General features: G+C 66.7%; 11 protein-coding genes. 8 read left to right on the top strand and 3 right to left on the bottom strand.

All coding sequences use genetic code 11. The features are described from left to right. Positions 1-15 precede the first annotated feature (15 nt). From moaB to ACTJI5_RS01570, 3 genes are read right to left on the bottom strand one after another with little or no spacing between them, the layout of a single operon-like run. Positions 16-540 carry a molybdenum cofactor biosynthesis protein B gene (moaB, locus tag ACTJI5_RS01580; RefSeq protein ID WP_058538508.1) on the bottom strand — a complete coding sequence of 175 codons (525 nt, stop codon included), beginning with the start codon at positions 538-540 and terminating at the stop codon, positions 16-18. After that, positions 530-2290, bottom strand: coding sequence for a lytic transglycosylase domain-containing protein (locus ACTJI5_RS01575; protein ID WP_058538620.1), 1761 nt, complete (start codon positions 2288-2290; stop codon positions 530-532). Before ACTJI5_RS01575 ends, moaB begins: the two co-directional genes overlap by 11 nt. A 12-nt stretch (positions 2291-2302) precedes the next feature. Continuing rightward, positions 2303-3067 carry a uracil-DNA glycosylase family protein gene (locus tag ACTJI5_RS01570; RefSeq protein ID WP_440859173.1) on the bottom strand — a complete coding sequence of 255 codons (765 nt, stop codon included), beginning with the start codon at positions 3065-3067 and terminating at the stop codon, positions 2303-2305. A 144-nt stretch (positions 3068-3211) separates the two neighbouring features. Between ACTJI5_RS01570 and ACTJI5_RS01565 the strand changes: the two genes are divergently transcribed. The 8 genes from ACTJI5_RS01565 (at position 3212) to ACTJI5_RS01530 (ending at position 12986) form a co-directional block, all read left to right on the top strand. Next, positions 3212-4867, top strand: coding sequence for an electron transfer flavoprotein-ubiquinone oxidoreductase (locus ACTJI5_RS01565; RefSeq protein ID WP_058538621.1), 1656 nt, complete (start codon positions 3212-3214; stop codon positions 4865-4867). Positions 4868-4946: 79 nt separating this feature from the next. Beyond that, positions 4947-6521, top strand: coding sequence for a tetratricopeptide repeat protein (locus tag ACTJI5_RS01560; protein ID WP_440859172.1), 1575 nt, complete (start codon positions 4947-4949; stop codon positions 6519-6521). Next, on the top strand, positions 6518-7366 hold the full coding sequence (locus ACTJI5_RS01555; RefSeq protein ID WP_440859171.1) for a 4-(cytidine 5'-diphospho)-2-C-methyl-D-erythritol kinase: 849 nt from the start codon (positions 6518-6520) through the stop codon (positions 7364-7366). The genes ACTJI5_RS01560 and ACTJI5_RS01555 overlap by 4 nt, the downstream gene beginning before the upstream one ends. Then, on the top strand, positions 7363-8094 hold the full coding sequence (locus ACTJI5_RS01550) for an N-formylglutamate amidohydrolase (RefSeq protein WP_440859170.1): 732 nt from the start codon (positions 7363-7365) through the stop codon (positions 8092-8094). The genes ACTJI5_RS01555 and ACTJI5_RS01550 overlap by 4 nt, the downstream gene beginning before the upstream one ends. Before the next feature lie 59 nt (positions 8095-8153). Further along, the gene (gene ilvD / locus ACTJI5_RS01545) at positions 8154-10013 is read left to right on the top strand and encodes a dihydroxy-acid dehydratase (protein WP_440859169.1); all 1860 of its coding nucleotides are present in this window, start codon (positions 8154-8156) and stop codon (positions 10011-10013) included. Next, positions 10010-10399, top strand: coding sequence for a hypothetical protein (locus ACTJI5_RS01540; protein WP_440859168.1), 390 nt, complete (start codon positions 10010-10012; stop codon positions 10397-10399). Before ilvD ends, ACTJI5_RS01540 begins: the two co-directional genes overlap by 4 nt. Before the next feature lie 33 nt (positions 10400-10432). Next, positions 10433-11785 (top strand): NAD(P)H-hydrate dehydratase, encoded by a 1353-nt coding sequence (locus tag ACTJI5_RS01535; RefSeq protein WP_440859167.1) that lies wholly within the window; start codon positions 10433-10435, stop codon positions 11783-11785. A 1-nt stretch (position 11786) separates the two neighbouring features. Further along, positions 11787-12986, top strand: a complete 1200-nt coding sequence (locus tag ACTJI5_RS01530) for a class I SAM-dependent RNA methyltransferase (protein WP_440859166.1) — start codon at positions 11787-11789, stop codon at positions 12984-12986. Positions 12987-13010 lie beyond the last annotated feature (24 nt).

The raw sequence follows: 13010 nt of genomic DNA, 5'->3' as shown, positions 1-13010 counted from the left end.
TCGCGGGGGCGACGGTTACTCGGTCAGCCGCGGCATCAGTTCGACAAAATTGCAGGGCTTGTGGCGGCTGTCGAGCTGCGTCGACAATATGCCTTCCCACGCGTCGGTCACCGCGCCGGTCGAACCGGGGAGCGCGAAGATATAAGTGCCGCGCGCGACGACGGCGCAGGCGCGCGATTGGATCGTCGAAGTACCGATCGTCTGATAGCTGAGCCAGCGGAACAGCTCGCCGAATCCGGGAATGTCCTTGCCGTCTAGCCGGTGCAGCGCCTCGGGCGTGACGTCGCGTCCTGTCAGCCCCGTGCCGCCAGTGGTGATCACGACATCGACCTGCGTGTCGTCGATCCAGTTATGGAGGCGCGAGACGATCAGGTCGGTCTCGTCCTTGATGATCGCGCGCGCGGCAAGAATATGCCCTGCGCCGGTCAGCAATAACTCGAGCTTGTCGCCCGACCGATCATCCGCAGCACTGCGGCTGTCCGAGATCGTCAGCAGCGCGATGCGGACGGGCTTGAAGGCGAGGCTTTCGTCAATCGGCATTCGCAAGACCGCCGCCGGCGTAGGTCAGGCGCGTGCGGTCCTTGCCGTCGGGGAAGCGCGGCCATTTGCCCTGCGCAAGCGCGGCGCGGCTGACCGACGGCTTGCCCTGCTGCGCCTCGTACATCCAGTAGTTGCGCAGCACGATGCCGACATAGCCGCGCGTCTCCCAATAGGGGATCGATTCCATGTAGAGCAGCGGGTCGCCGTTATCGCGGATTTCGGTCTGCCAACGCGCGACGGGCGCGGGACCGGCGTTGTAGGCGGCGATAACCTTGGGCAGTTGGCCGCCCGTCGCAGGATCGCGGCTGAGATATTGCAGATAACGCTGGCCGAGATCCATGTTCACCGCGGGCGTCTTGAGGTCGCCCAGTGCCGCGACTGCGCCTTCCCAACGCACGATATCGCGCGCAGTGCCGGGGCGCACCTGCATCAACCCGGTAGCGCCCGCCGGGCTCACGACGCCGCGTTGGAAGCGTGATTCCTGGAGCGTGTGGGCAAAGACCAGCGCCGGATCGACGCGCCAGCCGCCGTTCGGCTCCCATTTCGGCTGCGGATAGCGAGCTTGGGCGGCAGGCTTGCGGCCCTGCGGCGTGTTGTGTGCAAGATAGAGCTGCGTCTCGGGCAAGCTGAGCGCGCCCGCCATCGCGAGCAATTGTTCATGCTGCCGCACGTCGCCGATCAGCGCCTGATGGCGGAGCAGCGCCCCGGCATATTTATCCTCACCAATCTCGGCGAATGCCATTGCGGCGCGGACATTGGGCAGATCTTCGAGTGCGCGCCAGGCGCTGCGGTCGGCGCGGACATTCTCGCGCTGGCGGTTCACTTCGACGCCCAGCGTTTCGACCGCGAGCAGACCGTAGAAGGTCTCCTCGTTGGCAGCAGCAGCGCGGAGGCGCGACTGGACCGACGCGGGTTCGCCCGCGGCGACGGCAGCACGCGCGGCCCAATAATAGGCGGCGGCGCGCAGTTCGCTGTCGGGCGCCTCCTTCGCGACGCGGTCGAACGCGGTCAGCGCGGTCCGATAGTCGCGGGTGCGCCACGCAGCGAGTCCCTTGACCCACGCGCCTTGCGTCGACCAGGCGCCCTGACCCTCGCTGCACTCGCTGGCGAGGCGGAGCGCGTTGGCGTCGTCATTCTCGATATAATAGGACCAGGCGACCTTCTGCCGCCATTCGTTGCGCGCCTCGGGGCTCAGCTGGTCGCCGACGGCGTTGAGCAGCGCTTCGGCGCCCGCGGGATCGTCATTTTTGATCCGGTCCGGAATCGAGCGGGCGAGCGCGGCCGCCGCGGGGTCACCGCTGATCGCATCGGCGCCAAGACGGCGCGGGGCGCTGCCCGACCAGGCGAGCCGCGACTGCGACGGCAGCGCCGGAAGGTCGGTTGCACCGCGCCGCGTCGCCAGCCGGCCAAGCTGTTCGGCCTGCGGCAGGAAAGGCGATCGCGAAAGGATCGGCATGATGTCGCTGACTTCGGCGCGCGGGCTGTTCGCCGCGGTGAGTAGCTCGGCGCGCAGGAAATCACCCAGCGGGCCATTGTCCGCGCCATCGAGCAGCGATTTGGCTTCCGCCCAGCGCTCGCTGCGGATCGCGGTCAGCACCTGCGTGTAGAGCTGCTTCTGTTTCGACGACAAGATGTCGGGCACCGTCTGCGGCGCCGACGCGAGATCGCGATTGCCGGCATCGGCGGCGAACGCCGGTGCGGAGCCAAGGGAGATCGCCAGAACGGCGCATGAAATCAGGGTTTTGGTCATATTCTGCATCCGTCAACGTCCCCGGTTGAACAGTTTCAGGCTATCCCATGCCGCCGCTTTCTGCGCGGGCCGAGCCAGCAACATCGCGGGATGGGCGACTGCTACGGCCTCCATCTTGCCGCCATCTTGGTTAATATTGAGTAACTTTCCGCGCGCATCGGGCAGCGGCAGGCCGGCGGCCATGCGGACGATGTCGCCACCGATCAGCAGCAAACGTCCCGGTTTCGCGAGCCGCAGGTGATGCCAGAGCAGCCGGTCGAGCTCGGCCGCCTCCTCGCCGTCGCAGCGCCCGCCGGCGGGACGCGTGACCGCGAGGCTGGCGACATAACAATCGCCGCGCGCCCTGCCGATCGCCTGCAGCATCGCGTCGAGCAACTTGCCCGCCGGCCCCGCGAAGAGCGTGCCGTCGCGCTGATCGTCGATTTCGGGCCAGGCGGTGAGCAGCATCAGCGGCGCCCCGGCTTCACCGGCGGGAAGCACGCGGCGCGCGTCCCACTGGCTGCCCGGCACATCGTCGCTCGTCGCAAGCCAGCTTTGAAATTCGTCCCAATCCTCCGGGAACACGACCGGACCCTTGGCTTCGGCCACCTCGGGCGCTTCCTGTCGCTGGAGCGCGGCGGGGAGCGGGGGCAGTTCGGGTTCGGCGTTGACGACGCGTTTCGGCTTGGCCGCCGCGGCGTCATTTGCCGGCGGCATGGCAAGCCAGCCCGCCGGTTCCTCACCGACAAGCATGTCGACGCCTGCCAGCGACCACCAGTCGCTATAGCTTTCCGCCATCAAGGCTGAATTTTGCCCACCCATGAATTTGTTTCAAACAGGCAGTTGACGGACGCGTCAATTGGCGGGCATCGCATTTCGTGACAGAATGAGCGCGGGACACGATGAATGATCCCGCGCGGGGACGGCAGAAAGGTATTTGCGGTGAGCGAACGGGAATCGATGCCCTATGACGTGGTCATCGTCGGCGCAGGGCCGGCGGGGCTTTCGGCGGCGATCCGCCTCAAACAATTGGCGAATGACGCGGGCAGCGAATTGTCGGTGTGCATCCTCGAAAAGGGGTCCGAGGTCGGCGCGCACATCCTCTCGGGGGCGGTGATCGATCCCAAATCGCTCGACGAACTGCTTCCCGAATGGCGCACGCAGGGCTGTCCGCTTGCCGAAGTTCCCGTGAACGACAACCAGCATTGGGTGCTGACGAAGGCGAAAAAATTCGCGCTTCCCGAATTCATCTCGCCCGGTTTCATGCACAACAAGGGCACCTATACCGGCAGCCTCGGCAATCTTTGCCGCTGGCTCGCCGAACAAGCCGAAGGTCTTGGCGTCGAAATCTTCCCCGGCTTCCCCGCCGCCGAGATCCTCTACAATGAGGATGGTTCGGTCAAAGGCGTCGCGACAGGCGACATGGGCGTTGCGCGCGACGGCAGCCACAAGGGCGATTATGCGCCCGGGCTCGAACTCCATGCGAAATACACCTTCTTCGCCGAGGGCGTGCGCGGGCATCTGACCAAGATGATCAAGCCGCAGTTCGCGCTCGACGCCGATTGCGAGCCGCAGGTCTATGGCCTTGGCGTCAAGGAACTCTGGGACATCAAGCCCGAGAACCACGCCGAGGGCCGCGTGATCCACACGCAGGGCTGGCCGCTCGACGAAAACGCCAATGGCGGCGGCTTCCTCTATCATCAGGCGAACGGACAGGTCGCCTTGGGCTTCGTGACCTGGCTCAACTATCGCAATCCGCATATCTCCCCGTTCCAGGAGATGCAGAAGTGGAAGACGCACCCCGAGATCGCGAAGATTTTGAAGGGCGGCAAGCGCGTGTCCTATGGCGCACGCGCGATCAGCGACGGCGGGCTGCAATCGGTGCCCAAGCTTGCCTTCCCGGGCGGCGCTTTGATCGGCGACACCGCGGGCTTCCTCAACGTCCCTCGCATCAAGGGGACGCATACCGCGATGAAGTCGGGCATGATGGCGGCCGAGGCGGCGTTCGCCGCAGTAAACGCGGGTCGCAGCAGCGACACGCTCGACGCCTATCAGGCCGCCTTTGACGACAGCTGGGTGAAGAAAGAGCTCAGTGTCGTCCGCAACGTATTGCCGCTCGTCGAAAAATATGGCGATTTGGCGGGGACGCTCCTGTCGGGTATCACGATGTGGCTCGAAACGCTGAAGATCAAAGTCCCCTTCACGATGAAGCATCATCCGGACAATGAAAGCCTGTACCGGGCCGACATCATGCCGAAACCCGATTATCCCAAGCCCGACGGCGTGCTGACTTTCGACCGCCTGTCATCGGTGTTCGTCTCGAACACCAACCATGAGGAAGACCAGCCGGTCCACCTTCAGCTCAAGGATCCGTCGATTCCGGTCGCGTACAACCTGCCGCTCTATGACGAGCCTGCGCAGCGTTATTGCCCGGCGGGGGTTTACGAGATCGTCGGCGAAGCCGAGGGCGATCCCAAATTCGTGATCAACGCGCAGAATTGCGTCCATTGCAAGACGTGCGATATCAAGGACCCGACCCAGAATATCAACTGGGTCACCCCCGAAGGCGGCGGAGGCCCCAATTACCCGAACATGTAAGCCCGCGCGCTTCTTTCTGATCGTCGCCGCGATTGCGGCGGCGGTTCCGGCGCATGCCGTCGACGACAATGGCGCGGCCTTGAACGCGCTGGTGCGGGCGCGGCTCGCGGAGGAAGGCGGCGAGCCCGCTGCCGCGCTGTCGGCGCTGACCGCGGTTTCGAGCGTCGCGCCCGACCTGCCGGGCCTGCGCGGACGGATGCTCGAACAGGCGATCGAGGCGGGCGATTTGGAGGCAGCACGCGCCGCGGCGCTGCGCCTATGGACGACGGGCGACCGCCGCTTCGACGCACAGCTCGTGCTGATGGTCGACGCGATGCGCCGGTCGGACTGGAAGGCCGCGCGCGATTATGCGGCGGGCCGGATCGACAAGGCGGGGGCCGACACGATCGGGCGGTTGATCCTGCCCACGGTGAACGCCTGGATCGATGTCGGTTCCCGCGAAAAAATACCTGAACAGCATTTGCTTGCAGTGAACAGCCGCACGCGTCCCGAACCGGCGCTGACGCTGCAGGTCGCGCTCGTCCAGATCGCGACCAAGCGGGTCGGCGAGGCGGCGACGCTGACCGACCGCATAACCTTGACCGACCGGACCAGCCAACTCGTCGGGCTGCGCGTGGCGGCAACGCTCGACAAGGCGGGGCAACAGGATACGGCGCAGCGGCTGCGCGGGCGGATCGCGCTCGCGTCGGGACAGCGTGAGGACCCGATGCTGTTGCTACCCGATCAGCCCGTCTCGACGCCGCAGGCGGGTGTAGCGCAATGGCTTGGCCTGCTCGCCGATGGGCTGGCCCGCACGCCTGGAGGCAGCGCCAAGCTGCCGCTGCTGTTCGCGCGCGCCGCCTATTGGCTCAACGCGGAGGATTTGGCGGTGCGGACGACGCTCGTCGAGGCGCTCGATCGCAATGGCCAGCGGGGCGATGCCATGGCGCTGCTCGAAACCGTGCGAGCGCCGCTCCCGCCGGTTCTCGCAATGCGGCGCGCCGAATTGATGGCCGATGCCGGCGACCTGCCCGGTGCGGCCAAGCTGGCCGAGGCCGCTGCGAAGGATAATGACGCGCGCAGCATGCTCGTCCGTCTTGCCGATATCGCGCGCCGATCGGGTGATCCGGCGGCGGCAGCACGCGCCTATGAGCGCCTCGAAGCTTCGCTGGGAAACAGCGGGGGCGACAATATGCTCCGTGGCACGTTGCTGATCGCACGTGCCGAACTGTTGCTGCAGGCGGGGCGGTGGGATGCGGCGGCGCCTTTGATGGAAAAGGCGGTCGCACTGCGGCCCGATGATGCCTCGATCCTCAATTTCGCGGGTTATTCGGCGCTCGAACGGCGCAAGGATGTGAAGCAGTCGCTCGCGCGGATCGAGGCAGCGTGGGCGCAGGAGCCGCAGAATGCGAGCATCGCCGACTCGCTTGGCTGGGCCTATTTCCTGACCGGTCGTACCGACGATGCGGTGAAGCTGCTCGAAAAGGCACAGCTCGGCGAACCCGGGAATGCCGTGATCGTCGAGCATCTGGGTGACGCCTATTGGAAGGCGGGGCAGAAGTTTCAGGCGCGCTACAATTGGCGCGCCGCCGCGCTGCTCGCCGAAGCCGAAATGGCGACGCGACTGGAGGCGAAGCTGCGCGACGGGCTGACCCCCGCAACCACCGCACCGTGACCGCGTTTCGCGAGACGGGCTGGGCCAAGATCAACCTCGCGCTCCACGTCCGTGGGCGCCGGGCCGATGGCTACCATGCGATCGAGACCTTGTTCGCTTTCGTCGACGACGGCGACGCGATCGCCGCCGAGTTCGCCGATAGTGATGCGCTGACGATCGACGGTGAATTCGCCGAGGGATTGAGCACGGGCGGCGACAATCTGGTGATGCAGGTGCTGGCGTTGCTGCGCGAACGCTATGGTGCGGAGCGGGTGCCGCAGCTTGCGGTGACGTTGACCAAGAAACTGCCGGTCGCGGCGGGGATCGGCGGCGGGTCGGCGGACGCTGCGGCGATGGCGCGGCTGATCCGGACGCATTTCCTGCCCGAGCTGGGCGATACGGCGCTGGCGCGTCTCGTCGGCCCGCTCGGCGCCGACATCGCCGCCTGTGTCGCGAGCACGACCTGTTTGGGTGTCGGCGTCGGGGAAGAATTGAGCGCCGTGCCCGAGTTGCGGCTTGGCGGAACGCCGGTGCTGCTGGTCAATCCGCGCCAGCCAGTCGCGACGGGGCCGGTTTTTGCAGCGTGGGACGGCATCGATCGCGGGCCGCTGTTCACCGGTGCGGACCTGCGCGCCGGGTTGCTCGGCGCGCGCAACGATCTGCAGCGTCCGGCGATCGCGCAGTGCCCGGCGATTGCCGACATCTTGCTCGAACTCGGCGGACTGCGCCCATGGCTCGCGCGCATGTCGGGATCGGGCGCGACCTGTTTCGCGCTGTTCGAAGCGGCGGCCGAGCGCGATACCGCAGCCGCCATACTGGCAGAACGGCATCCGGGCTGGTGGTCGATGGCGGGGACATTGCGATGAGCGAAGCGTGGCGGCAGATCGGCGAAGCGCGCGCGGACGGCATCCTGCTGATCGCCGATCATGCCTCGGCCCATGTGCCGGACGACGTCGAGCTCGGCATCGATCCCACGTTGCTGGCCAATCATATCGCGATCGATATCGGCGTCGCCGAGGTCGCGGCGCTGCTCGTCGAAAGCAGCGCGGTCGATGCGGCGATCCTCGGCGGCGTGTCGCGGCTCGTCGTCGACTGCAATCGCGAAGAGGATGCGCCCGGGGTGCTTCCGATCGCCAGCGACGGGCATGCGGTGCCGGGCAATGCGCTGGGCGATGCGGCGCGCGAGGCGCGATTGGCGCGCTTTTTCCGTCCTTATCATGCGCATATCGCCGCGACGATCGCCGCACGGCGCCCGGCGATGATCCTGTCGCTACACAGCTTCACGCCATCGCTTGCCGCACATCCCGATCAGGCGCGGCCGTGGCACGTCGGGGTGCTCTATAATGAGGACGACCGGCTCGCGGCGGCGGCGATTGCGGCCTTGGAAGCCGAAGACATGATCGTCGGCGACCAGCAGCCCTATTCGGGCAAGCTGCTCAACGCGACGATGAACCGCCATGCCGAGGGCAATGGGATTCCCTATGTTGGGATCGAGATGCGGCAGGATCTGGTTGGCGATGCGGCGGGGCAGGCGCTGTTCGCCGGGCGGCTTTCTCGCATGTGCAGCAAAGTTGCATTGAATCTGGCCAAATAGGCGTGTAGAGGCGCGTCTCTTCGCTTATTTTTGAAATAAAATTTTCAGGACTGTTTGGAATGCCTTCATATCGTTCGCGCACCACCACCCACGGCCGCAATATGGCCGGTGCCCGCGGCCTCTGGCGCGCGACAGGGATGAAGGACAGCGACTTCGGCAAGCCGATCATCGCGGTGGTCAACAGCTTCACGCAGTTTGTGCCCGGCCACGTCCACCTGAAAGATCTCGGTCAGATGGTCGCGCGTGAGATCGAGGCGTCGGGCGGGGTTGCCAAGGAATTCAACACGATCGCGGTCGATGACGGCATCGCGATGGGGCATGACGGCATGCTCTATTCGCTGCCGTCGCGCGACCTGATTGCGGATTCGGTCGAATATATGGTCAACGCGCATTGCGCCGACGCGATGGTGTGCATTTCGAACTGCGACAAGATCACGCCGGGCATGCTGATGGCGGCCCTCAGGATCAATATACCGGTCGTGTTCGTGTCGGGCGGGCCGATGGAGGCGGGCAAGGTCGTGATCAAGGGCAAGGAGGTCGCGCTCGACCTGGTCGATGCGATGGTCGCCGCTGCCGACGAGAAATATACCGATGCCGAGGTCGACGAGATCGAGCGCGCGGCGTGTCCGACGTGCGGCTCATGCTCGGGCATGTTCACCGCCAATTCGATGAATTGCCTGACCGAAGCACTGGGGCTGTCGCTGCCCGGAAACGGATCGACGCTCGCGACGCATGCCGACCGCAAGGAATTGTTCCTGCGCGCGGGACGGATCGTCGTCGAGATGTGCAAGCGCCATTATGAGCAGGACGATGACAGCGTGCTGCCGCGCAATATCGCGACCTTCGAGGCGTTCGAGAATGCGATGAGCCTCGACATCGCGATGGGCGGATCGACCAACACGGTGCTCCACCTGCTCGCCGCCGCGTTCGAGGCGGGGGTCGATTTCACGATGGACGACATCGACCGGCTGTCGCGCCGCGTGCCGTGCCTGTCGAAAGTCGCGCCCGCCAAGTCGGACGTGCATATGGAGGACGTCCACCGCGCTGGCGGGATCATGGCGATCCTCGGCCAGCTCGAGCGCGCGGGGCTGCTCCACGCCCATCTGCCGACGGTGCACAGCGCGACGCTGGGCGATGCGCTCAACAAATGGGACATCTCGCGCACCAACGACCCCGAGGTGCAGAAATTCTTCATGGCTGCGCCCGGCGGCGTGCCGACGCAGGTGGCGTTCAGCCAGGAGCGGCGCTGGGACTCGCTCGATCTCGACCGTGAAGCGGGCGTGATCCGCTCGGCCGAGCATGCCTTCAGCCAGGACGGCGGGCTCGCGGTGCTGTCGGGCAATATCGCGCGCGACGGCTGCATCGTGAAGACCGCAGGTGTCGACGAAAGCATCCTGAAATTCACGGGCCCGGCGAAGGTGTATGAAAGCCAGGACGCGGCGGTCGCGGGCATCCTCACCGGTCAGGTCGAGGCGGGCGATGTCGTCGTCATCCGCTACGAAGGGCCCAAGGGCGGACCGGGAATGCAGGAAATGCTCTATCCGACGAGCTATCTGAAATCGAAGGGGCTGGGAGCCGCGTGCGCGCTGGTCACCGACGGGCGCTTCTCGGGCGGCACGTCGGGATTGTCGATCGGCCATGCCTCGCCCGAAGCCGCCGAGGGCGGCACGATCGGGCTGGTCGAGAATGGCGACCTGATCGAGATCGATATTCCGAAGCGCACGATCAACCTGATGGTCGCCGACAAGGTGCTCGCCGACCGCCGCGCGGCGATGGAAGCGAAGGGCGATGCCGCCTGGCAGCCCGCGAAGCCCCGCCCGCGCAAGGTTTCGGTAGCACTTCAAGCCTATGCCGCGATGACGACGAGTGCGGCGCGCGGCGCCGTGCGCGACCTGTCGCAGCTGAAGGGCAAGGGATGAGACAACTCGGGGGGGCATTGCTGGCGCTGGTTGCGCTCGCTGGCTGCAATCGCACATCCGACAACAGCGACCTCGCCGAAGCCGAAGCGCGCGGATCGCGCGAGGCCGCCGAAAACGGCCGCATCGAATGCGCGCTCGAGGGCGCCAAATTGTTCGACCGCACCTGCACCGTCGAGGAGATGAGCGGCGAGGGCGGGGCGGTGCTCGTCGTCGGGCGCAGCAACGTCGGCTATCGCCGCCTGCAGATCACCACCGACGGTCGCGGCGTGGTGTCCGCCGACGGCGCCGAGGCGGCGAAGGTGAGCATCGTCGGTGACAATGTCATCGAGGTCGCGATCGGCAACGACCGCTATCGCCTGCCCGCCAATACGGGCGGCACGAAGTAGGCGCTTTCGCGCGATCGTGATAGGGCACGCCTCATGTCCGTTCCCGCCGATGCCCCGATCCTGACCGCCAAGGCGATGCGCGAGGCCGAGGCAGCGTGCGCGATCCAGGGCACATCGCTCTCCGAATTGATGGACCTCGCGGGCGCCGCGGTTGCCGACACTGCATGGCGTATGGCGGCGGGCGCCCCTATCCTCATCCTGTGCGGCCCCGGCAACAATGGCGGCGACGGTTATGTCGCGGCGCGCCTGCTCGCGGCGCGCGGTGCCACCGTGCGGGTCGCGGCGCTGGCCGAGCCGGCAACCGATCTTGCGAAGGCTGCGCGGGCAGGGTGGAGCGGGCCGGTCGAGCCGCTGAACGGCCGTCTTGCGTCTGCGCCTTTGATCGTCGACGCGCTGTTCGGCGTCGGGCTGTCGCGGCCGATCCCGGACGGGCTGGCCATAATCCTCCGGCATTTTTCCGACCGGCGCATATTGGCGGTCGACCTTCCGAGCGGGGTGGAGAGCGATGGCGCCGAAGACTGGACACCGCCGCTCGCCGCCGATGTGACGCTGGCGCTGGGCGCGCTCAAGCCCGCGCATGTCCTGCTGCCGACCGCGCCGGGGTGCGGACGCGTCTTGCTCGCACCCATCGGCATATCGGCGAGCAAGGCGATGCGCAGCTTGCCCGCGCCGCAGACGGCCAAGCCCGATGTGACGGCGCACAAATTCACGCGCGGCATGGTGCTTGTCTTCGCCGGGCCGATGCGCGGCGCCGCCGGACTGACCGCGGCGGCGGCGCTGCGCGCGGGTGCAGGCTATGTCGTGCTCGACGGCGCCCAGCGCGCGCCGTTGTCGGCGATCATTACCGAAAGCGACGAAAAATTCGGCGAGCGGCTCGACGATCCGCGCGTCGGCGCGGTCGTGATCGGACCCGGGTTTCCGGCGGGCGACGAATTGCTGTTCGATGTCGAGGCGGCACTCGATTCGGGCAAGCCGCTCGTGCTCGACGCGGCCGCGATCGATGCCGCACTGCCGCGCCTGTCCGAAACGCCGCGCAAGGCGATCCTGACCCCGCATGAGGGCGAGTTCGCGCGCGCTTTCCCGCAGCTTTACGGCAGCAAGATCGACCGCGCGAAGGCGGCCGCGGTGCGGACGCAGGCGGTGGTGATCTACAAGGGCGCCGACACCATCGTCGCCGCGCCCGATGGCCGCGTCGCCGCCGCCTGGCCGGGCAGCCCCTGGCTCGCGACGGCGGGGACGGGCGATGTGCTCGCGGGCGCGTGCGGCGCGATGCTCGCGTGCGGCGGCGATGCGTTCGATGCGGCGGTCGCGGCGGTGGGCTGGCATATCGCGCAGGCCGCGCGTATAGGCCCCGGCCTTGTCGCCGACGATCTGGTTAGGGAATGAAATGACTGAAGCTGCGCTGATCGAGCGCATTGCCGCGCGCGGCGATGGCGTGACGGGCGACGGCCGCCATGTGGCGGGCGCCGTGCCGGGCGACCGCGTTCGCGACGACGGGATCATCATTCCGGGACCGAACCGCACCGATCCCATGTGCCGTCATTTCGGCAAATGCGGCGGCTGCCAGTTGCAGCATGTGGCCGAACCCGCGCTCGCCGACTTCGTTCGCGACCGCGTGGCAGGCGGGCTGGAAGGGCAGGAAGTGACGGGCATTCAGGTCTTGCCCGCCATGCTATCACCCGAGCAAAGCCGCCGCCGCGCTGTCCTGACTGCGCTTCGTACCGGCAAGCAAGTCGCGATCGGCTTCAACGCCGCGCAGAGCAACCAGATCGTCGACATGCGGATGTGCCCGCTGCTGCTCCCCGAACTCTTTGCGCTGATCGCGCCGGTGCGCGACCTGCTGGTGATGATCGCGCAGCCGCGGCGCCCGGTGAAGGTCAAGCTGCAGATGCTCGATCAGGGCGTCGAGCTGATATTGGAAGGCGTGAAAGCCGAAGGGCTCGATGCCGCGATGGCGCTGCAGGATTTTGCCGGCGCGCATAAATTGGCGCGCTTCGCGATCGATCAGGGCGACGGGCTAGAAATCCTGTGGCAGCCGGAGCCGCCGACGATGCGCTTTGGCGACATCCTCGTCGAAGTGCCGCCCTTTGCCTTTCTGCAGCCGACGAGCGCGGGACAGGCCGCCCTGATCGAAGCGGTGACCAAGGCAATCGGCGATGCCGGCGCGGTCGCCGACCTGTTCGCCGGTGTCGGTACCTTTGCGCTGTCGGTGCAGGCGGGACGCAAAGTCTATGCCGCCGAAGGTGCGCGCGATGCGATCGCGGCGCTGACGGGCGCGGCGAACCGCGCGCGCGCGCTCGTCGCAACCGAGCATCGCGACCTGTTCCGCCGCCCGCTCGTCCCCGCCGAACTGAACCGCTTCGGCGCGATCATCCTCGACCCGCCGCGCGCCGGGGCGGAGGAGCAGGTGAAGCAATTGGCGGCGTCAGCGGCGCCCGTGATCGCCTATGTCAGTTGCAATCCCGCAAGCTTCGCACGCGACGCAAAGACGTTGATCGAGGGCGGCTACACGCTCGATTGGGTGCAGCCCGTCGGCCAGTTCCGTTGGTCAACCCATGTGGAACTGGCGGCAAAGTTTTCGAAATAATCGTCGTCCCCGCGAAGGCGGGGA

Source organism: Sphingopyxis sp. 22461 (assembly GCF_052044915.1).
Classification (GTDB): domain Bacteria; phylum Pseudomonadota; class Alphaproteobacteria; order Sphingomonadales; family Sphingomonadaceae; genus Sphingopyxis.
This window is presented reverse-complemented; position numbering and strand designations above follow the sequence as displayed.